Source organism: Propionicimonas sp. T2.31MG-18 (assembly GCF_964266745.1).
Classification (GTDB): Bacteria; Actinomycetota; Actinomycetes; order Propionibacteriales; family Propionibacteriaceae; genus Propionicimonas.
Window position 1 is genome coordinate 557,339 of the sequence record NZ_CAXWGX010000012.1, and the last position, 20,375, is coordinate 577,713.

Here is a 20,375-nt window from a genome sequence, read left to right on the forward strand (position 1 = left end):
GCGACTGGGCAGTCTGCTTCCCAGGAGACGATCGAGGCAGCATGATGCTCAACATGAGCCTCATCGACCCGCTGGATGCCCGCATCCTCCTCGTGCTCGACGACGACCCGGACGCCACCATCCTCGGCATCGCGCGCACGCTCGGCGTCGCGCGCAACACCGTCCAGGCACGGCTGCGCCGGCTCTCCCGCGCCGGCGCGCTGCGCGACTTCGGGCAGCGGGTCGACCCGGCAGCACTGGGCTATCCGCTGGTGGCCTTCGTCTCCCTCGAGATCAGCCAGTCCAGCGGGGACGAGGCCGCGGCCGGCCTGGTGGCCCTGCCCGAGGTGATCGAGATCCATTCGACCACCGGGGACGCGGACATGCTGGTCAAGGTCGTCGCCCGCGACACCGCCCACCTCTACCGCGTGACCAACGCCATGCTCACCATCCCGGGCGTGAAGCGCAGCAGCACCGCGATCTCGCTCGCGGAGCTGCTGCCGACCCGTCTCCGCTCGCTGCTCCAGGCCGTCGCGGAGAAGGACCACTGAATGGCCTCCCTGTCGGCACGCTTCGCCGCCTTCTCCCGCACGACGCGGCGTCGGGCGCCGCTGTACTCGCGGCTGAGCGACGGCATCGCGACCTCCGCGCTGCTGCCGGAGCTCTACGCGGATGCGCCCCGCCCCGCGCGGGTCCCGGTGACCCTCTTCGCCGCCGTCCACTACCTTCTGCTCGGCGAGCCGGGAACCGAGCTGGCGCGCCACTACCCGAACCTCACGCCGCCCGGGGAGCGGGCCGGCGGTGACCCGGTGCCGGTGTTCCTCGACTTCTGCGCCCGGCACGTCACGCGGATCCGTGAGCTCGTCGCCACCCGGCTGCCGCAGACGAACGAGATCGGCCGGTCGGCGCTGCTGGTGGCCGGGCTCGGGCAGCTCGGAGGCGGCCCGTGGGCGCAGCTGGACGTGGGCGCGAGCGCGGGGCTGAACCTGATGCTCGACCGGCTCGCCTACGACGACGGCCATGGCGTCCTCGGTGGGGGGGAGCTGGTGGTCGAGTGCTCGGTGCGCCCCGACGGCCGCCGGCTCGCCCCGGCCGTGCCGGAGATCAGCTCCCGGCTGGGCCTGGACACCTCACCGGTCGACCTGGCCGACCCGGACGCGGCGCGGTGGCTGGAGGCGTGCGTGTGGCCCGACCAGGAGGACCGGTTCCGGCGGCTCGAACGGGCGGTCGCGCTGTTCCGTGCCGACCCGGTGCCTGTGCGCCGCGGGGACGCCGTCGCCGATCTCGCCGGCGCCCTGGGCGACCTCGGCCCCGGATCGCCGGTGGTGACGACCTCCTGGGCGCTGTGCTACCTCGACGCTGCGGCCCAGTCCGCCTGGGTGGACGAGCTGGACAGCCACGGGGAAGCCTCCGAGCTGTCGTGGGTGTGGGTGGAGTCTCCCCACCAGGTGCCCGTGCTGCCCGTGGAGGGCGACCTCGTCGGGTCCGACGCGACCGTCCTCGGCACGACCACCTGGCGGGACGGCGTCCGCACCGACCGGGCGCTGGCGCGCTGCCACCCCCACGGCTACTGGCTGTCGTGGTTCTGAGCGCGGGTTTGCCGTGGGTCGGCCGTGGGTATTGCCCTTCCGACAATCGAGACGAAGGAGATACACCCATGTCCACGACCACCGGATCCGGCATCGCCCTGCTGGTGATCGGCGCCATCCTCAGCTTCGCCGTGCGCGACATGGTGCCCGGCGTCGACCTCACGATGGTCGGCTACATCTGCCTGGGCGCGGGGGTGCTCGCCATCATCATCGGCCTGGTCACCAACGCGCAGGCCAGCCGGCGCACGAACGTGGTGGAGCACCGCTCCGACCAGGTCTGACCCGGACAGCACTCACGCCCGGCGCCCCGTGTGGGCGCCGGGCGTGAGTCGTGTCGGGACGCAGCCGGTGGGGCTCAGCCCTCGCCGCCGTTGCGACGCAGCACCTCGCTCAGCCGCTCGGCCGCGGCGATCACCGCGGGCGCGTGGAGGCGACCCGGCTGCCGCGAGAGCCGCTCGATCGGGCCGGAGACGCTGACCGCTGCGATCACCTTGCCGCTGGGGGAGCGCACCGGTGCGGACACCGAGGCGACGCCGGGCTCGCGCTCTGCGACCGACTGCGCCCAGCCGCGGCGGCGGACGGTGGCCAGCGCCACCGCGGAGAACGAGGAGTTCTGGAGGCCCCGCTGGATGCGCTCGGGATCCTCCCAGGCGAGCAGGACCTGCGCGGCCGAGCCGGCGCCCATGGTCAGCTGCGTGCCCACCGGTATGGTGTCGCGGAGTCCGGACGGGCGCTCGGCGGCGGCGGCGCACACGCGCATGTCGCCCTGGCGGCGGAACAGCTGCGCCGACTCCCCGGTGATGTCGCGCAGGCGGGCGAGAACCGGGCCGGCGGTCGCGAGCAGGCGGTCCTCACCGGCGGCGGAGGCGAGCTCGGTGAGTCGTGGGCCGAGGACGAACCGGCCCTGGAGGTCGCGCGAGACCAGCCGGTGGTGCTCGAGGGCGACCGCGAGCCGGTGCGCCGTCGGGCGGGCGAGGCCGGTGGCGGTGACGAGGCCGGCGAGGGTGGTCGGTCCCTGTTCCAGGGCGGTGAGCACGAGGGCCGCCTTGTCGAGGACGCCGACGCCGCTTGAGTTGTCCATAGGATAAGACTGCCGTCTCGCATCATGATATGCAAGCTGTTAGGCTGATCGGGCTACGAGCCCACAGCTGCACTGATGGAGGTCCGATGGGCAAGACCCTGAGTGACAAGGTATGGGAGAACCACGTCGTCCGCACCGCCGACGGTGAGCCCGACCTGCTGTACATCGACCTGCACCTGGTCCACGAGGTGACCAGCCCGCAGGCGTTCGACGGCCTCCGCCTCGCCGGACGCGCGGTGCGCCGCACCGACCTGACGATGGCCACGGAGGACCACAACACCCCGACGCTGAACATCCTGGCGCCGATCGCCGACCCGGTGTCGAAGCTCCAGGTGGACACCCTGCGGCACAACGCCGCCGAGTTCGGCGTGCGCATCCACAGCCTCGGCGACAAGGACCAGGGCGTGGTGCACATCATCGGCCCGCAGCTCGGCCTCACCCAGCCCGGCCTGACCGTGGTCTGCGGCGACTCCCACACCTCCACCCACGGCGCCTTCGGCGCGCTGGCGTTCGGCATCGGCACGTCCGAGGTGGAGCACGTGCTGGCCACCCAGACGTTGCCGCAGGCCCGGCCGAAGACCATGGCCGTCAACGTCAACGGCGCGCTGCCCGACGGCGTCACCGCCAAGGACATCGTGCTCACCCTGATCGCGAAGGTCGGCACCGGCGGCGGCCAGGGCTACGTCGTGGAGTACCGCGGCGACACCATCCGCAACCTCTCGATGGAGGGCCGGATGACCATCTGCAACATGAGCATCGAGTGGGGTGCGAAGGCCGGCATGATGGCGCCGGACGAGACCACCTTCGCCTACCTCCAGGGACGCCCGCACGCCCCGTCCGGAGAGGACTGGGACGCCGCCGTGGCGTACTGGAAGACCCTCTACACCGACGAGGACGCCGTCTTCGACCGCGAGGTCGACATCGACGCGACCCAGCTCACCCCGTTCGTCACCTGGGGCACCAACCCCGGCCAGGGCGTCCCGCTGGGCGGCCGGGTGCCGGCGCCGGAGGACTTCTCCGACCCGGTCGACAGGGCGGCCGCGGAGCGCGCGCTGGAATACATGGCGCTGGGGGCGGGCACGCCGATGCGCGACATCAGGGTGGACACCGTCTTCCTGGGCTCCTGCACCAACGGCCGGATCGAGGACCTCCGGCTGGCCGCGTCCGTGATCAAGGGACGCAGGATCGCCGACGGGCTGCGCATGCTGGTCGTGCCCGGCTCCGCCCGTGTCCGGCTCCAGGCGATGTCCGAGGGCCTCGACAAGGTCTTCACCGACGCCGGTGCCGAGTGGCGCGAGGCCGGCTGCTCGATGTGCCTGGGCATGAACCCCGACCAGCTCGCCCCGGGTGAGCGCTCTGCGTCCACCTCGAACCGGAACTTCGAGGGACGCCAGGGCAAGGGCGGTCGTACCCACCTCGTGTCGCCCGCCGTGGCTGCGGCCACTGCGATCCGCGGCACCCTGAGCTCGCCGGCCGACCTGTAAGGAGATCGAGGACATGGACAAGTTCAGCGCCCACACCGGCGTCGCCGTCCCGCTGCGTCGCAGCAACGTCGACACCGACCAGATCATCCCTGCGGTCTACCTGAAGCGGGTCACCCGGACCGGCTTCGAGGACGGCCTCTTCGCGGCCTGGCGCAACGACGAGGGCTTCGTGCTCAACCAGCCCGCGTACGCGCCGGGTTCGATCCTCGTCGCCGGCCCCGACTTCGGCACGGGTTCCTCGCGGGAGCATGCGGTCTGGGCCCTCCAGAACTACGGCTTCCGGGTGGTCATCGGCTCACGCTTCGGCGATATCTTCCGCAGCAACTCCGGCAAGGCCGGCCTGCTCATCGCCACGGTGCCGCAGGAAGTCGTGGAGAAGCTCTGGGAGATCGCGGAGAGCGAGCCGGGGATCACCTTCACCGTCGACCTGCGCCACCGCACCGTCGAGGCCGCGGACAACGTCTTCGAGTTCACCATCGACGACTACACCCGGCACCGCCTGCTGGAGGGCCTGGACGACATCGGCCTGACCCTCACGCACGAGGACCTGATCTCCGCCTTCGAGGCGAAGCGTCCGTCGTGGCTGCCCCGCACGCTGCCAGCGAGGACCGCCGGCTGAACGGTGTTCCATGGGATGATCCGGGCGTGACGCCTGAGCCCGCCCGGTCCCGCCTGCCGCTGCGGGTCGCCAACCCGACGCCCGTCCAGCCCACCTACCGGCGGCTGGCACGGTTCGCCGGCTGGCTGCTGAACCTGCTGGTGGACACCGACTGGGACGACGCAGAGCACCTGCCCCGCTCCGGCGGGGTGATCCTGGTCAGCAACCACATCTCCAACTTCGACCCGCCCGCGCTGGCCCACTACGTGGTCTGGCACGGGCGCTGGCCGCGCGCTCTGGGCAAGTCCGACCTGTGGAAGGTGCCCGTGATCGGCCCGCTCGCCCGGGCCACCGGCCAGATCCCGGTGGAACGCGGCACCGCGCGGGCCAAGGACGCGCTCGTCCACGCCCGGCAGGCGCTCGATGACGGGGAGCTGATCGTCATCTACCCCGAGGGCACGATCACCGCCGACCCCGACACCTGGCCGATGACAGCCCGCCCCGGGGCCGCGCGGCTGGCGCTCTCCAGCGGGTGCCCGGTGATCCCGGTCGGGCAGTGGGGGGCCAACTTCGTGATGCCGGGCAAGAAGCCGGTGTGGCCGAGGTTCCGTCCCCGGCGGACGATGGTGTTCCGCACGGGCGAGCCGGTGGACCTCTCCGACCTCCTCGGCCGCGAGGACGCAGAGGCCGCCGCCATGGCCGGCGTCCGGATCATGAACGCGGTGACCGGACTGGTAGCACAGATCCGCGGCGAGGAGCCGCCCACCGACGTCTACGACATCCGGGTGGGCCGGAGGGTCCCGCGGGGCGCAGCCCGCTAGGGTGACACGGTGACCAGACAGGCCAGAGTCCGGGTGGCACTGCTGTTCGGCGGCGTCAGCACCGAGCACGAGATCAGCTGCCTCACCGCCGGGGGCGTCGCCCGGGCGATCGACCCGGAGCGGTTCGAGGTCGTCGGCATCGGCATCACCGCGGACGGCGCCTGGGTGCGCATCCCGCACGCGGAACTGCTCTCCTACGAGGTCGTTGACGGGCGCCTGCCGCGCGTGCCGGCCGACCGGCCGGAGGCCGTCCTGCTGCGCGGCGAGGACGGACCCGAGGTGGCCACGCGGGACGGCGACCGCCTGGCCGACGTGGCCGGCGTCGACGTGGCGTTCGCCCTGCTGCACGGCCCGTGGGGCGAGGACGGCACCATTCAGGGCCTGTTCGAGATGCTGGGCATCCGCTACGTGGGTGCGGGGGTCGCGGCCAGCGCGATCGGCATGGACAAGGACCTGATGAAGCGGGCGATGGCTGCCGCCGGCCTGCCCGTCGGCCCGTGGGAGGCGATCACCCCGGCCCAGTGGCGCGACGACCGCGCGGCCAGCCTCGCCCGCGCCGGAGCGCTCTCGTTCCCGGTGTTCGTCAAGCCGGCCAGGGGCGGCTCCAGCATCGGCATCGGCAGGGTCGACGATCCCGCCCGTCTCGAGGCGGCGATCGTCGAGGCGCAGCGCTTCGACCCTAAGGTCGTGGTCGAGCAGGGCTTCGTCGGCGCCCGCGAGATCGAGCTGGGCGTGATCGAGGACCTCGACGGTCCGCCGCGGGTGTCGCTGCCCGGCGAGATCCGGATGCACACCGCCGACGCCTTCTACGACTTCGACGCCAAGTACCTGCCCGAGGACCAGGTGTCGCTCCAGGTGCCGGCGGATGTCGACCCCGTCCTGCTGGCCGACATCCAGGACCTCGCCGCCCGCACGTTCGCCGCGATGGCGGTGGAGGGCCTGGCCCGCGTCGACCTGTTCGTGGACGCCGACGGCGTCGCGTGGGTCAACGAGCTCAACACCATGCCCGGGTTCACCCGCACCTCGATGTTCCCGATGGTGTGGGCGGCCACGGGCCTGGACTACCCGTCGCTGATCGCCACCCTGGTCGACCTCGCGCTCGCCCGGCCCATGGGGCTGCGGTGACCGCTGCGGGTCCCGGCAGGGGCGACGCCGCGGGGGAGACGCTCGGCGACGTCGGTGAGTTCGCGCTGATCGGACGCATCACCGCAGGGCTGGGTGCCGGCGGCCCGGTGGTGCTGGGTGTCGGCGACGACTGTGCGGTGCTGCGCCTGGCCGGCGACCTGGCGGTGTCCACCGACACCATGGTCGAGAACGTGCACTTCCGGAGGGACTGGTCGAGCGCCGCCGACGTGGGGCGCAAGGCTGTGGCCGCCTGCGTGGCCGACGCCGAGGCGATGGGCGCCGTCCCTGTCGGCCTGGTGCTCAGCCTGGCCGCTCCCGCCTCCACCCCGGCGGCGTGGGTCGAGGAGTTCGCCGGCGGCGTCCGCGCCGAGTGCGAGCGGGCCGGCGTCCGGCTCGTCGGGGGAGACACGACGTCGGCCCCCCAGGTGGTGGTCACCGCGACCGTGCTGGCCGACCTCGGCGGCCTCCCGCCGCTGACCCGCGCCGGTGCCCGTCCGGGCCAGGTGCTCGCGATGGCCGGACGGCTGGGCTGGGCTGCGGCGGGCGTGGCCGTGCTCGCCCGTGGGTTCCGCTCGCCGCGGGCGGCCGTCGTCGCCCACCGCGTCCCCGAGGTGCCCTACGGCGAGGGACGGGTGGCCGCGGAGGCCGGCGCGAGCGCACTCATCGACATCTCCGACGGGCTCCTCGCCGACCTCGGCCACGTGGCCCGAGCCTCGGGCGTGACGCTCGACGTCGACACCTCCACCCTCGAGGTCGCCGAGCCCCAGCAGGCCGTCGCCGCCGCCATCGGGCGCGGCGACCCGCTGGTCTTCCAGCTCACCGGCGGCGACGACCACGCGCTGGTCGGCGCCTTCGACGCCGGGCGGGTGCCGTCGGGCTGGCGGGTCATCGGGCGGGTCGTGCCCGGCGAGCCCAGGGTGCTCGTGGACGGCAGCCCCTGGGAGGGGCCCGCGGCCGGCTGGCAGCACTTCTCCTGAGGAGGGCCTGCTCAGGAGCCCACGCGCGGCTTCCGGGGCCGACCGGCGTGGGGACGCGGCTTTGGCGGGCCGATCGCCTACCCTTCGACTCATGGCGACCCGCGCGTCTTCCCCTTCGCGGAGCCGCAGCAGCGCGTCCTCGCGCCCTAGCGCCTCCCGAAGCACCGGAAGCAAGAAGACACCGCCCCGCAGCACGGCCCGCAAGAAGCCGCAGCCCTCGGGGCTGAGCCGCGTGCTCGGCTCCATCGGCCGTGGCATCGCCGCGACCTGGCGCGGCCTGGCCACCCTGGTCGGCTCGTCGGCGCGCGCCGTCGCACCCGCCGTCCGTGACCTCGAACCCGAGCGCCGTCACGACGGCACCGGGCTGTTCCTGATCCTCGTGGGGCTCCTCGTCGCCGGAGAGTTCTGGGTGGGCATCCCGGGTTCTGCCGGCAACTGGGTGCAGCTCGCGGTGGCGACCCTCTTCGGGTCGTTCTCCTACGTCGTCCCCGTGCTGTGCTTCGGCATGGCGTGGCGGACGCTGCGCCACCCCGAGCGCCACGGCACTGCCGGGCGCCAGGCGGTGGGCTGGGCGTCCGCGCTGTTCGGGCTGCTCGGCCTGATCCAGATCGCGAAGGGGCTGCCCACCCGCGGCGCGCCGCCGGCGCTCGTGCGCGAGGCCGGCGGCTTCATCGGCTACATCTCCTCCTCGCTCACCGTCCAGCTGCTCACGGTCTGGCTGGCCGTTCCCGTCCTGGTGGTGCTGGCCGTGTTCGGCGTCCTGGTCATCGCAGGGATCCCGATGAGCGAGCTCGGCGCCCGGCTGCACGCCCTGCGGGAGCGCCTGCGGCGTCCGGAGAAGCCCGAGATCGAGTACGGGGCGCCCCACAAGGCCTACGACACCCCCCTGGTGGAGGACGAGCCGGAGCCCGATCCGGACGCGGAGCTCACCGTGGACCTCGCCCCGGCTCCGGCCGGGCCCGCCAAGGCATCCCAGCCCCCGCTGGAGGCGCCGGTGATGTCGGCCGGCCCGTTGCGGGCCGAACAGCCCCCGATCTCGGGCGACGTGGTCTACACGCTGCCCGATCCCGCCCTGCTCAAGCCGGGAACCGTCCCGCGGGCCCGCAGCCAGGCCAGCGACCAGGTGGTGCAGAGCCTCACCGAGGTGCTGCGGCAGTTCGAGATCGACGCCACCGTGACCGGCTACACCCGCGGCCCGACCGTCACCCGCTACGAGGTCGAGCTCGGCAACGCCGTGAAGGTCGAGAAGGTCACCGCGCTGGGGAAGAACATCGCCTACGCCGTCGCCTCCGCCGACGTGCGCATCCTCTCCCCGATCCCGGGCAAGTCCGCGATCGGCATCGAGATCCCCAACGCGGACAAGGAGATCGTCTCCCTCGGCGACGTCCTGCGCTCCCCGCGGGCCCGCAACGACCACCACCCGATGACGGTGGGGCTGGGCAAGGACGTCGAGGGCGGCTACGTCGTGGCCAACATGGCGAAGATGCCGCACCTGCTCGTCGCCGGCGCGACCGGCTCGGGCAAGTCGAGCTTCGTGAACTCGATGATCACCTCGATCCTGATGCGTGCCACCCCTGATGAGGTGCGCCTGCTGCTGGTCGACCCCAAGCGGGTGGAACTCACCCACTACGAGGGCATCCCGCACCTGGTGACGCCGATCATCACCAGCGCCAAGAAGGCCGCGGAGGCGCTGCAGTGGGTGGTCCGCGAGATGGACGCGCGCTACGACGACCTGGCCGCCTTCGGCTTCCGCCACGTGGACGACTTCAACAAGGCCGTCCGCGCGGACCAGGTGAAGCTGCCCCCGGGCTCGGAGCGCGTGCTCGCGCCCTACCCCTACCTGCTGGTGATCGTGGACGAGCTCGCCGACCTGATGATGGTGGCCCCGCGCGACGTCGAGGACTCGATCGTGCGCATCACGCAGCTCGCGCGCGCGGCAGGCATCCACCTGGTGCTCGCCACGCAGCGCCCGTCCACCGACGTGGTCACCGGCCTGATCAAGGCCAACGTGCCGTCCCGCCTCGCCTTCGCCACGAGCTCGATGACCGACTCCCGGGTGATCCTCGACACTCCCGGGGCGGAGAAGCTGGTCGGGCAGGGCGACGGGCTGTTCCTCCCGATGGGCCAGTCCAAGCCGCTGCGCGTGCAGGGCGCCTGGGTGACCGAGGCCGAGATCCGCTCGGTCGTCAAGCAGGTCTCCGCGCAACTCGGCCCGCAGTACCGCGACGACGTGGCCGCTGCCGCCGAGTCCGGACGGGCGGTCGCGGAGGACATCGGCGACGACCTCGAACTCGTGCTCGAGGCCGCCCAGCTGGTGGTGAACCTCCAGCTCGGCTCGACGTCGATGCTCCAGCGGAAGCTGCGCGTCGGCTTCGCCAAGGCCGGGCGCCTGATGGACATCCTCGAGACCAGGGGAGTGGTGGGCCCCTCGGAGGGTTCCAAGCCGCGCGAGGTGCTGGTGAAGCCCGACGACCTCGACGAGGTGCTGGAGGCGCTGCGCGCCGGGTAGCCCGTCCGTGCCGTCGCGACGGGGGGCTGCGGTGAGGGTCGGATCGGGTAGCGTGGCCGGGTGGATTCCACGCCGGTACACCTGATCAGCCTCGGTTGCGCGCGCAACGAGGTCGACTCCGAGGAGCTGGCCGGGCGGCTCGCCGCCGGGGGCTTCGCGCTCGTCGACGACCCGGACGAGGCCGCGGCGATCGTGGTCAACACCTGCGGGTTCATCGACGCGGCCAAGAAGGACTCCATCGACACGCTGCTGGCGGCCGGCGACCACAAGGCGAACGGCACCACCCGCGCGGTGGTCGCCGTCGGCTGCCTCGCCGAGCGGTACGGGCGCGAGCTGGCCGAGGCGCTGCCCGAGGCGGACGCCGTGCTGAGCTTCGACGACTACCCCCAGATCGCCCGGCGGCTGGAGTGGATCCTCGCCGGCGGCCACGTCGAGGCCCACGCCCCGCGTGATCGCCGCGCCCTGCTGCCGGTGACGCCGGTGGCCCGCCCCGCGAGGGCGGCAGAGGTGACCGTCCCCGGCCATGGCTGGATCCCGCGCCACCGGCTCACGGCCGGCGCGTCCGCCCCCCTGAAGATCGCCTCGGGCTGCGACCGCCGCTGCGCGTTCTGCGCGATCCCCGCGTTCCGGGGCTCCTACCTGTCGCGTCCGGCGGACGAGGTGGTCGCGGAGGCGCGCTGGCTCGTGGGGCAGGGCATCCGGGAGGTCGTGCTCGTGAGCGAGAACTCCAGCGCCTACGGCAAGGACCTCGGCACGAACCTGGAGCACCTGCTGCACGGGCTGGATGCGGTGGAGGGCCTCGACTGGATCCGCGTGTCCTACCTCCAGCCGGCGGAGGTCCGCCCGTCCCTTCTGGAGACGATGCTGGGCCTGGACCGGGTCGTGCCGTACTTCGACCTCCCGTTCCAGCACGCGTCCGCGCCGGTGCTGCGCCGGATGCGCCGGTTCGGCGACGCCGACTCCTTCCTCTCCCTCGTCGACCGCATCCGCGCCGTCCGCCCGGATGCGGGCATCCGCAGCAACGTGATCACGGGCTTCCCCGGAGAGACCGAGGCCGACGTCGAGGTGCTGGCGGCGTTCCTCGCCGACGCCCGTCTCGACGCGGTGGGTGTCTTCGGCTACTCCGACGAGGAGGGAACGGAAGGGGCGACGCTCGACGGCAAGGTGCGACCGGAGCAGATCGAGGAGCGGGTGGACCGGCTGTCGATGCTGGTCGACGAGGTCTCCGCACAGCGCGCGTCCGACCGGCTCGGGGAGCGCACGCAGGTGCTGGTGGAGTCGGTCGGCGGTGCAGCGGCCACGGGAAGGGCGGTCCACCAGGGTCCGGAGAGCGACGGCGGTACTACGCTCGAACCACCGGTCGGCGACCTCGCCGTGGGTGCCCTCGTCTGGGGTAGGGTCACCGCGACGGACGGGGTCGATCTCGTCGTGGAGGTGGAGGGGCGATGACGCAGGGTGTCGAGCGTGTCGGCGTCGGGATTCCCCCCTGGCTGCCCAACGCGCTGACGATCCTCCGCCTGGTGCTGGTTCCGGTCTTCCTCGTCCTGCTGTTCGCCCACCCGCTCGACTTCAGCTGGCGCCTTGCCGCCACGGTCGCCTTCGGGGTCGCGATCCTGACCGACCTCCTGGACGGCAAGCTCGCGCGGCGCTACAACCTCGTCAGCGACTTCGGCAAGATCTGGGACCCGATCGCCGACAAGGCGCTCACGGGAGCGGCGTTCATCTCGCTCAGCATCCTCGGCGAGCTGTGGTGGTGGGTGACCGTCCTGATCCTCGTCCGCGAGTGGGGCATCACCTGGATGCGCGTCGCCATGCTGAAGTACGGCGTGATGGCTGCGGCCGCGGGGGGCAAGCTGAAGACCCTGCTCCAGGCGATCGCCCTACTGATGTTCCTGCCCTACCCCATCCAGCTCACCGTGCAGGCAGCCCCCTTCTGGGGCTGGCTGGCGTGGCTGGTGATGGGGGCTGCGTTCGTGCTGACCGTGGTCACCGGCCTGATGTACGTGCGGGACGCGCTCCGCCTGCGTGCGGAGTCGCTGAGGACCGGGAGCGGTCCTGCCTGATCCGCTTGCCGCGCGCGTGGTCTCCGTCCTGGTGGGACGGGGGCAGAGCGTCGCGACGGCGGAGTCGCTCACCGGCGGCCTGATCGGCGCCGCGCTCACCTCCGTCCCCGGCTCGTCCGCCGCCTACCGCGGGGGCGTGGTCGCCTACGCCACCGACCTGAAGCACACCCTCGCCGGGGTCCCGTCCGGGGTGCTGGCCGCGTTCGGCCCGGTCTCGGAGCAGACGGCGGTCGCCCTCGCGACGGGCGTCCGTGACGCCGCCGGCGCGGACTGGGCGGTGTCGGCGACGGGCGTCGCCGGACCGGACCCCCAGGACGGCCACGAGCCCGGCGAGGTGTGGCTCGGGGTGGCCGGGCCCTCCGGCGGCCGGGCCCGCCGGTACCGGTTCGACGGCGGCCGGGACGAGGTGCGGGCCGCCGCGGTGGCCGCGGCGCTGTCGCTGCTGGCCGGGGCGCTGGACCTCGAGGCGGGGTCGAGGGAACAACCCTGACCAGCGTGGCGTTGAGTCACCGTCGATCAATCCCACGACAGGCAGGTAGAGTCGAGACATGATCCAGGACGTGCGCGAGCGCCCGCTGCTGATGCGGGAACTGCTCGGCGAGTCGCTGCGTGAGCTGCGCACCTCCTCGAACCTCACCCTGCGCGAGGTGTCGGGCAGGGCGCGGGTGAGCCTGGGCTACCTGTCCGAGATCGAGCGCGGGCAGAAGGAGGCCTCCTCCGAGCTGCTGAACGCGATCTGCGGCGCGCTCGACGTGCCGCTCTCGCGCGTGCTGCGGCAGGTCTCGGACAAGATCGACGTCCACTCCGGCGTCACCCAGCTGCCGGTCCGCAGCCAGCACGTCGCCGCAGCCTGACCGTCGTGCGTGAAGCGGACCTGCGCGCGCGGCTGGAGGCACACCTCGGCCCCGCCTACTCTCTGATGTGGTCCGACACCGTCGTGCTCGCCCCGCTGGGGCACCGGACGGTGACCCAGGCGCTCGCCGGCGGCGTCCCCTGCAAGGAGATCTGGAGGGCCGCGTGGGAGGCCCTCGAGCTGCCCCTGCGCGAACGCTGAGGCGGGCCGCGTGTCGCGGTGATTTCGAACACCTGTTCGGGTAACCTGTGGACAGTTGCCCGGCTGGGCGGACGCTGTCCACACCCTCGCCGAGTGCCTGACGTGATTGTCAGGGGCGGTGCCTAGGGTGATGGCGACGGAATGACCGAGGTCCAGGGAAAGGACACGACAGATGGCGGTAGCGGACCGGGAGAAGGCGCTCGCGGCGGCGCTGGCCCAGATCGAGAAGCAGCACGGCAAGGGGTCGGTGATGCGGCTGGGCGAGGAGACGAGGCAGCCCATCGAGGTGATCCCCACCGGGTCGATCGCCCTGGACGTCGCGCTCGGCATCGGCGGACTGCCCCGTGGCCGGGTCGTCGAGATCTACGGTCCCGAATCGAGCGGCAAGACCACCGTCGCGCTCCACGCGATCGCCAACGCACAGGCCGCAGGGGGGATCTGCGCGTTCATCGACGCTGAGCATGCCCTCGATCCCGACTACGCGGGCAAGCTGGGCGTCGACACCGACGCGCTGCTCGTGAGCCAGCCGGACAACGGCGAGCAGGCCCTGGAGATCGCCGACACCCTCGTGCGCTCCGGCGCCCTCGCGCTGATCGTGATCGACTCGGTCGCCGCGCTCACCCCGCGCGCGGAGATCGAGGGAGAGATGGGCGACAGCCACGTCGGACTGCAGGCCCGGCTGATGAGCCAGGCGCTGCGGAAGATGACCGGTGCACTGTCGGGGGCGAACACCACCGCGATCTTCATCAACCAGTTGCGCGAGAAGATCGGCGTGATGTTCGGCTCGCCCGAGACCACCACGGGCGGTCGCGCGCTGAAGTTCTACTCCTCGGTCCGACTGGACGTGCGTCGCATCGAGACCCTGAAGGACGGCCAGGAGATGGTCGGCAACCGCACCAGGGTGAAGGTGGTCAAGAACAAGGTGGCCCCGCCGTTCAAGCAGGCGGAGTTCGACATCCTCTACGGCCAGGGCATCAGCCGTGAGGGCAGCCTCATCGACCTGGGTGTCGACTGCGGCATCATCCGCAAGGCCGGCGCCTGGTTCACCTACGAGGCCGACCAGCTGGGCCAGGGCAAGGAGAACGCCCGCAACTTCCTCAAGGCGAACCCCGAGGTCGCCGCGGAGATCGAGCGGCGGATCCTCAGCCACCTCGGCGTGGGGGTGGGCTCGGACGTGCCGGAGGGCATCGACCCGGTGACCGGCGAGGTGGAGTTCTGAGCTGATGGGCCAGGAGCCGTTCGGGGACGTCGCCGGCTCGCCGGAGGACGTCCCCGACGCCGACCCGGCTTCGGTGGCCAGGGAGATCGCGCTGCGGCAGCTCACGGTGCGCGCCCGGAGCCGGGCCGAGCTGGAACGCGCGCTGGCGCGCAAACGCGTGCCGGCCGAGGTGACGAGCGCGGTGCTGGACCGGCTCGAGGAGGTCGGTCTGGTCGACGACGCGACCTTCGCCCGCGACTGGCTCGCTGCGGGTGACCGTCGGCAGAAGAGCCGGCGGGCCCTGCTGGCCGAGCTGGCCGAGAAGGGGGTCGACCGGGACGTGGTCGAGGAGGCGGTTGCGGAGCTCGACGGCGATCGCGACTACGTGGTGGCCCGGGGTTTCGCCGAGCGCAAGGCTCGTTCGCTGGCCGGGCTCGACCCGCAGGCGCAGTACCGCCGGCTGGCCGGGGCGCTGGCCCGACGCGGCTTCTCCGCCGGCGTGGTCGCGCAGGTCACCAGGGAGGTCCTGGCTGAGCTGCCGGAGCTTGCGGAATGACCCGGTCAGCCCTAGCCTGCCCATGGGTACGCACGCGAACCCATTCCTGAGCGACTGACTGACCACCACTGGGGACTGAACCCCGCGATACTCCGGTCCGGCCCTGCCGGGCCTGCCTTGCCGTCACCCCGGCCACACCGTGCTCGCACCAGGAGTGGACCCGTGGCGTCCCGCACATGCTCAAGGAGGACGCCATGGATACGACGCTCGTACTGGCCGTGCTGGTCGCAGTCCTGGTCCTGGTCCTCGCCGTCGTCGCCGTCCTGCTGGTGGTGTTCCTGCGCGGCGGCGTAGCGTCCCCGGGGGGCCGGCGTCGTCCCGGAACCCCGGCCCGCGCGGCCGGCCGCGACCAGCGGCGTCCCGTGCCGGCGGCCGCCCCGCCCACGGCCACGCCGGTCAGTGCGGCCCACGAGGAGGAGCTGCGCTCGCGCAGGCAGGCCGTCGACCGGCGCGAGGAGCTGCTCGCCGAGCGCGAGGACCGGCTCAACCGCTACCTCGAAGAGGTGCACAACCGCGAATCCCACCTCGACCAGATCGCTGCCGGACTGGACGAACGCGAGGCCCGGCTCGAGGAGGCGGAGGCCCGTCAGGCGGACGCCCTCGCCGCCGTCGCCGGGCTGTCTGTGGAAGCCGCCCGTGCCGAGCTGATGGCGCACGTGGAGAAGGACGCGCGCCTGCACGCCGCCCAGCTGATGCGGGAGATCGAGTCGGAGGCCCGGCGGACGGCGGACGCCACCGCGCGCCGGATCATCGTCACCAGCATGCAGCGGCTGGCCGCCGAGCAGACCACGGAGTCCGTCGTGGCCACCGTCCCGCTGCCGGGCGACGAGATGAAGGGGCGCATCATCGGGCGCGAGGGACGGAACATCCGCGCCTTCGAGCAGATCACCGGTGTCAACGTCCTCATCGACGACACCCCGGAGACGGTCCTGTTGTCGTGCTTCGACCCGGTCCGCCGCGAGACCGCCCGCCTCACCCTCACCGAGCTGGTGGCCGACGGCCGGATCCACCCCGCCCGGATCGAGGAGGTGCACGAGCGCAGCAAGCGTCGCGTCGACGAGCTGTGCATCCGGGCGGCGGAGGACGCCCTGATCGAGATGGGCATCACCGACCTGGCTCCGGGCCTGCTCCCCATCCTCGGCGCCCTGCAGTACCGCACGTCGTACGGCCAGAACGTGCTGCGGCACCTGATCGAGTGCGGCCACATCGCCGCGATGCTCGCGGCGGAGCTCGGCCTCGACGTGGAGACCTGCCGCCGTGCCGCGTTCCTTCACGACATCGGCAAGGCGCTCACCCACGAGGCGGAGGGCTCCCACGCGAAGGTCGGCGCCGACCTGGCGCGCCGGCACGGCGAGCACCCCGACATCGTCCACGCCATCGAGGCGCACCACAACGAGGTCGAGCCGCGCACCGTCGAGGCGGTGCTCACCCAGGCCGCCGACGCGATCAGCGGCAGCCGTCCGGGCGCGCGGCGCGAGAGCCTGGAGATGTATGTCAAGCGCCTCCAGCGGCTGGAGGACATCGCCAAGGAGCACGCCGGCGTCGACAAGGTGTTCGCCATGCAGGCGGGCCGCGAGATCCGGGTGATGGTGACCCCCGAACTCGTCAACGACGTGCAGTCGCAGGTGATCGCACGCGACATCGCCAAGCGGGTGGAGGAGGAGCTCACCTACCCGGGCAGCATCAAGGTGACCGTCGTGCGGGAGTCGCGGGCGGTCGCCCTGGCCAAGTGAGCGGCTCGCCGCCCCGCCGCCGGCAGGTAAAGTACGCCGTCATGCGCACCTTCGAGGTGGTCACGTACGGCTGCCAGATGAACGTCCACGACTCCGAGCGGATCGCCGGGGTGCTGCTGGAGGCCGGCTACGCCCAGGCCGAACCGGGCTCGCAGGCCGACGTCGTGGTGTTCAACACCTGCGCGGTCCGGGAGAACGCGGACAACCGCCTCTACGGCAACCTGGGCCACCTCGCCCCGGTGAAGCAGGCCCACCCGGGGCTGCAGATCGCGGTCGGCGGGTGCATGGCGCAGAAGGATCGCCAGGTCGTCGTCGACAAGGCGCCCTGGGTCGACGTGGTCTTCGGCACCAACAACCTCGGCTCGCTCCCCGTGCTGCTGGAGCGGGCCCGCGTGCAGCAGGAGGCGCAGGTCGAGATCCTGGAATCGCTCGAGCGGTTCCCGTCCACGCTGCCGACCCGCCGTGACTCGGCGTACGCCGCCTGGGTGTCGATCAGCGTCGGCTGCAACAACACCTGCACCTTCTGCATCGTCCCCGCGCTGCGGGGTAAGGAGACCGACCGGCGGCCCGGCGACGTCCTCGCCGAGATCCAGGCGCTGGTTGCCGAGGGCGTGCAGGAGGTGACGCTGCTCGGCCAGAACGTGAACACCTACGGGGTCGAGTTCGGCGACCGCGGCGCCTTCGCCAAGCTGCTGCGGGCCTGCGGCGGCATCGACGGGCTGGAGCGCGTCCGCTTCACCTCCCCGCACCCGGCGGCCTTCACCGACGACGTCATCGCGGCGATGGCGGAGACGCCCAACGTGATGCCCTCGCTGCACATGCCCCTGCAGTCCGGCTCGGACCGGGTGCTCAAGGCGATGCGGCGGTCCTACCGGAGCGAGAAGTTCCTGGGGATCCTCGACCGGGTCCGGGCGGCGATCCCGGACGCGGCCATCACCACCGACATCATCGTCGGCTTCCCCGGCGAGACGGAGGACGACTTCCAGGCGACGCTCGACGTCGTCCGCGCCTCCCGCTTCGCCGCGGCGTTCACGTTCCAGTACTCGATCCGTCCCGGCACCCCGGCGGCCACGATGCCCGACCAGGTGCCGCGCGAGGTCGTCCAGGAGCGCTACGAGCGCCTGGTCGAGGTGGTCGGCGAGAGCGCGTGGGCCGAGAACCTCCGCCTGGTGGGCGAGCGCGTCGAGGTGCTGTTCGCCGACGGCGAGGGACGCAAGGACGCCGCCACCCACCGGATGTCCGGCCGTGCCCGCGACAACCGGCTGGTGCACGTCCGCGTGCCCGACCAGCCCGACCTCCGGCCACGTCCCGGTGATCTCGCTGAGGTCCTGGTGAGCTACGCGGCGCCGCACCACCTCAACGCCGACGACGGCCTGCTCTCGCTGCGCCGCACCCGCGGCGGCGACGCCTGGGCAGCGCGGCAGGCGGCCGCGGCCCCGGCTGGAACCCTGCTCGGACTGCCCAGGCTCGCCCGGGCGTGAACAAGGGCCGAGGGGCCGGTCATCGCGGACCGACCCCTCGGGTTCGTCGTCTTGCGGGTTCTCCCGCGCCAGATCGGCGGGATCCGGATTACCGGGCAGTGCCCCCCAGCTGGTCCTTCAGGAACTCCTGGGCCTGATCCACCTGTGCCGCGTACTGGCCGCCGGTCTTCTCGTCGACGAAGTCACCCACCTGCTCGATGCCTTCCGCGATGTCAGCTTCGTGGCCGGCCACGGCACCCTTGATCTGTTCGACGATGTCCATCCGACCTCCTTTCTGCTCCCGGCGCCGAGACTCTCTGCGGCTGCGACCTCCATTGTGTGCTCCCCGACGGCCGGTGCCAAGCACCATTCCGGGGGACTTGAGACAATGGCCGGCGTGACCCTCCCGGTGGTGGCCCTCAACGGCCCGACGGCCAGCGGCAAGACCGCTGTGGCCGTCGAGCTCGCGCACCTGCTCGCGGCCTCCGGGATCGCTGCCGAGGTGGTCAACGCCGACTCCATGCTCGTCTACCGGGGGATGGACATCGGCACCGCCAAGCCGTCGGTCGCCGAACGGGGGGGCGTGCCGCACCACCTGATCGACATCATGGACGTGACGCGCTCGGCGAGCGTGGCCGACTTCCAGGCACTGGCCAGGGCGGCGATCGCCGACTGCCGGTCGCGAGGGGTGGTGCCGCTGCTGGCCGGCGGCTCCGCGCTCTACGTGCATGCGATCCTCGACGCGTTCGCCTTCCCCGGCACCGACCCGCAGGTGCGCGGGCGGTTGGAGGCGGAACTCGCCGACCTCGGCGCCGCCGAGCTGCACCGGCGGCTGGCCGCGGTCGCGCCGGGGACCGCCGCCGGCATCCTGCCGGGCAACGGGCGGCGGATCGTCCGGGCGCTCGAGGTGATCGAGCTCACCGGCAGCTTCACCTCCACGCTCCCTGGCTGGGAGTACGCCCTCGACGACGTCGTGCAGTTCGGACTCGAGGTCGCCCGTGACGTGCTGGACGCCCGGATCGAGCAGCGCGTCCATCGCATGTGGGCCGACGGCCTGGTCGAAGAGGTGACGGGGCTGGTCGGCGCGGGCCTGCGGGAGGGCCGGACGGCGTCCCGTGCGCTCGGCTACCGGCAGGTGCTCCAGTTCCTGGACGGGGAGCTCTCCGAGGAGCAGGCCCGTGAGGCCACGATCACCGGCACCCGCCGCTTCTCCCGCAAGCAGCTGTCGTGGTTCCGGCGCGACCCGCGGATCCACTGGCTCCCGGCCGGGCAGGGCAGCGCGGGGGAGATGGCGTCGGTGGTGCGGGGTAGGGTGCTCATCGGATAGGGAGGGCTGGATGCACATCGAATTCGCCAAGGGTCACGGCACCCGCAACGACTTCGTGCTGTTCGCCGACCCCGACAACCTCTACGACCTCACCGCCGACCAGGTGTCCCACCTGTGCGACCGTCGCGGGGGGATCGGTGCCGACGGCGTGCTGCGCGCCGTCCGCTGTGCCCTCGTGCCGGGCTGGGAGGCCGAGGGCGAGCGCTGGTTCATGGACTACCGCAACGCCGACGGCTCGATCGCCGAGATGTGCGGCAACGGGCTGCGGGTCTTCCTCCGTTACCTCGAGGAGGAGGGACTGGTCGTCGGCACGGAGGTGACCGTGGCGACCAGGGCGGGACTGCGGACGGGGCGCTTCCTGCCCGACGGACGCGTCGCGGTCACCATGGGGCGGGCGCGCATCGGCGCGCAGGTCCAGGTCCGCCTCGGCGCGGACACCTGGCCGGCCACGGCGGTCGACGTGGGCAACCCGCACGCGGTCTGCATCGTCGAGGCGGACCGGCTCGACGCGCTCGACCTCACCCACGACGCACCGTCCTGGGAGCCCGCCGGCGCCTTCCCGCACGGCGCCAACGTCGAGTTCGTCGTTCGCGAGGCGCCGGGGCGGTTGCGGCTGCGCGTCCACGAGCGCGGGGTGGGCGAGACCGAGTCCTGCGGCACCGGCGTCGTCGCCGCGGCCGCCGCCATGCGCGATGACGACACCTACACCGTGGGCGTGCCGGGCGGCACGCTCCAGGTGGACCTGGGCGGGGAGGAGGCCGTGCTGACCGGGCCGGCCGTCGTCGTCGCCCGTGGCCAGTGCACCCTTCCGGATTGAGAGC

Annotated in this window: 22 protein-coding genes; 20 read left to right on the forward strand and 2 right to left on the reverse strand. The window is 72.4% G+C overall.

Annotated features, from left to right (window positions below; genetic code table 11):
- The first annotated feature begins 53 nt into the window (after positions 1–53).
- From ACFQQJ_RS07605 to ACFQQJ_RS07615, 3 genes are all read left to right on the forward strand, one after another.
- Positions 54–530, forward strand: coding sequence for an Lrp/AsnC family transcriptional regulator (locus ACFQQJ_RS07605; protein WP_377105376.1), 477 nt, complete (start codon positions 54–56; stop codon positions 528–530).
- Positions 531–1,568 (forward strand): DUF2332 domain-containing protein, encoded by a 1,038-nt coding sequence (locus ACFQQJ_RS07610; RefSeq protein ID WP_377105377.1) that lies wholly within the window; start codon positions 531–533, stop codon positions 1,566–1,568.
- 68 nt (positions 1,569–1,636) lie between these two features.
- The gene (locus ACFQQJ_RS07615; protein WP_377105378.1) at positions 1,637–1,849 is read left to right on the forward strand and encodes a DUF6458 family protein; all 213 of its coding nucleotides are present in this window, start codon (positions 1,637–1,639) and stop codon (positions 1,847–1,849) included.
- Between the two features lie 74 nt (positions 1,850–1,923).
- Here the strand turns inward: ACFQQJ_RS07615 and ACFQQJ_RS07620 are convergent, their stop codons facing one another.
- Positions 1,924–2,649 carry an IclR family transcriptional regulator gene (locus ACFQQJ_RS07620; RefSeq protein WP_377105379.1) on the reverse strand — a complete coding sequence of 242 codons (726 nt, stop codon included), beginning with the start codon at positions 2,647–2,649 and terminating at the stop codon, positions 1,924–1,926.
- Between the two features lie 86 nt (positions 2,650–2,735).
- On the opposite strand from ACFQQJ_RS07620, the gene leuC reads away from it, so the two are divergent.
- From leuC to miaB, 15 genes are all read left to right on the forward strand, one after another.
- On the forward strand, positions 2,736–4,133 hold the full coding sequence (gene leuC, locus ACFQQJ_RS07625) for a 3-isopropylmalate dehydratase large subunit (RefSeq protein ID WP_377105380.1): 1,398 nt from the start codon (positions 2,736–2,738) through the stop codon (positions 4,131–4,133).
- Between the two features lie 13 nt (positions 4,134–4,146).
- A complete protein-coding gene (leuD, locus tag ACFQQJ_RS07630) occupies positions 4,147–4,752 on the forward strand; it encodes a 3-isopropylmalate dehydratase small subunit (protein WP_377105381.1) in 606 nt (201 codons plus the stop codon).
- Positions 4,753–4,778: 26 nt separating this feature from the next.
- Positions 4,779–5,552, forward strand: coding sequence for a lysophospholipid acyltransferase family protein (locus tag ACFQQJ_RS07635; protein ID WP_377105382.1), 774 nt, complete (start codon positions 4,779–4,781; stop codon positions 5,550–5,552).
- 9 nt (positions 5,553–5,561) lie between these two features.
- Complete coding sequence (locus ACFQQJ_RS07640; RefSeq protein WP_377105383.1) at positions 5,562–6,677, forward strand: D-alanine--D-alanine ligase family protein; 1,116 nt, start codon at positions 5,562–5,564, stop codon at positions 6,675–6,677.
- A complete protein-coding gene (locus tag ACFQQJ_RS07645) occupies positions 6,674–7,654 on the forward strand; it encodes a thiamine-phosphate kinase (protein WP_377105384.1) in 981 nt (326 codons plus the stop codon). Before ACFQQJ_RS07640 ends, ACFQQJ_RS07645 begins: the two co-directional genes overlap by 4 nt.
- Positions 7,655–7,745: 91 nt before the next feature.
- Entirely contained in the window at positions 7,746–10,163 is a 2,418-nt protein-coding gene (locus ACFQQJ_RS07650) for a DNA translocase FtsK 4TM domain-containing protein (protein WP_377105385.1), read from the forward strand.
- A 60-nt stretch (positions 10,164–10,223) separates the two neighbouring features.
- Entirely contained in the window at positions 10,224–11,612 is a 1,389-nt protein-coding gene (rimO, locus tag ACFQQJ_RS07655; protein ID WP_377105386.1) for a 30S ribosomal protein S12 methylthiotransferase RimO, read from the forward strand.
- Complete coding sequence (gene pgsA / locus ACFQQJ_RS07660; RefSeq protein WP_377105387.1) at positions 11,609–12,226, forward strand: CDP-diacylglycerol--glycerol-3-phosphate 3-phosphatidyltransferase; 618 nt, start codon at positions 11,609–11,611, stop codon at positions 12,224–12,226. The genes rimO and pgsA overlap by 4 nt, the downstream gene beginning before the upstream one ends.
- Positions 12,219–12,716: a CinA family protein gene (locus ACFQQJ_RS07665; RefSeq protein WP_377105513.1), complete on the forward strand. Its 498-nt coding sequence runs from the start codon at positions 12,219–12,221 to the stop codon at positions 12,714–12,716. Before pgsA ends, ACFQQJ_RS07665 begins: the two co-directional genes overlap by 8 nt.
- A gap of 58 nt (positions 12,717–12,774) precedes the next feature.
- Positions 12,775–13,080: a helix-turn-helix domain-containing protein gene (locus ACFQQJ_RS07670; protein ID WP_377105388.1), complete on the forward strand. Its 306-nt coding sequence runs from the start codon at positions 12,775–12,777 to the stop codon at positions 13,078–13,080.
- 5 nt (positions 13,081–13,085) lie between these two features.
- Positions 13,086–13,280 carry a DUF3046 domain-containing protein gene (locus ACFQQJ_RS07675; RefSeq protein WP_377105389.1) on the forward strand — a complete coding sequence of 65 codons (195 nt, stop codon included), beginning with the start codon at positions 13,086–13,088 and terminating at the stop codon, positions 13,278–13,280.
- A gap of 172 nt (positions 13,281–13,452) precedes the next feature.
- Positions 13,453–14,499, forward strand: a complete 1,047-nt coding sequence (recA, locus tag ACFQQJ_RS07680) for a recombinase RecA (protein WP_377105390.1) — start codon at positions 13,453–13,455, stop codon at positions 14,497–14,499.
- 4 nt (positions 14,500–14,503) lie between these two features.
- On the forward strand, positions 14,504–15,034 hold the full coding sequence (locus ACFQQJ_RS07685) for a regulatory protein RecX (protein ID WP_377105391.1): 531 nt from the start codon (positions 14,504–14,506) through the stop codon (positions 15,032–15,034).
- Between the two features lie 194 nt (positions 15,035–15,228).
- Complete coding sequence (rny, locus tag ACFQQJ_RS07690) at positions 15,229–16,767, forward strand: ribonuclease Y (RefSeq protein ID WP_377105392.1); 1,539 nt, start codon at positions 15,229–15,231, stop codon at positions 16,765–16,767.
- Between the two features lie 41 nt (positions 16,768–16,808).
- Positions 16,809–18,248, forward strand: coding sequence for a tRNA (N6-isopentenyl adenosine(37)-C2)-methylthiotransferase MiaB (gene miaB / locus ACFQQJ_RS07695; RefSeq protein ID WP_377105393.1), 1,440 nt, complete (start codon positions 16,809–16,811; stop codon positions 18,246–18,248).
- A gap of 88 nt (positions 18,249–18,336) precedes the next feature.
- Here miaB and ACFQQJ_RS07700 read toward each other — a convergent pair whose 3' ends face one another.
- A complete protein-coding gene (locus tag ACFQQJ_RS07700; protein ID WP_377105394.1) occupies positions 18,337–18,510 on the reverse strand; it encodes an antitoxin in 174 nt (57 codons plus the stop codon).
- A 105-nt stretch (positions 18,511–18,615) separates the two neighbouring features.
- On the opposite strand from ACFQQJ_RS07700, the gene miaA reads away from it, so the two are divergent.
- Entirely contained in the window at positions 18,616–19,554 is a 939-nt protein-coding gene (miaA, locus tag ACFQQJ_RS07705; RefSeq protein ID WP_377105395.1) for a tRNA (adenosine(37)-N6)-dimethylallyltransferase MiaA, read from the forward strand.
- 10 nt (positions 19,555–19,564) lie between these two features.
- A complete protein-coding gene (dapF, locus tag ACFQQJ_RS07710) occupies positions 19,565–20,371 on the forward strand; it encodes a diaminopimelate epimerase (RefSeq protein WP_377105396.1) in 807 nt (268 codons plus the stop codon).
- The last annotated feature ends 4 nt before the right edge of the window (positions 20,372–20,375 follow it).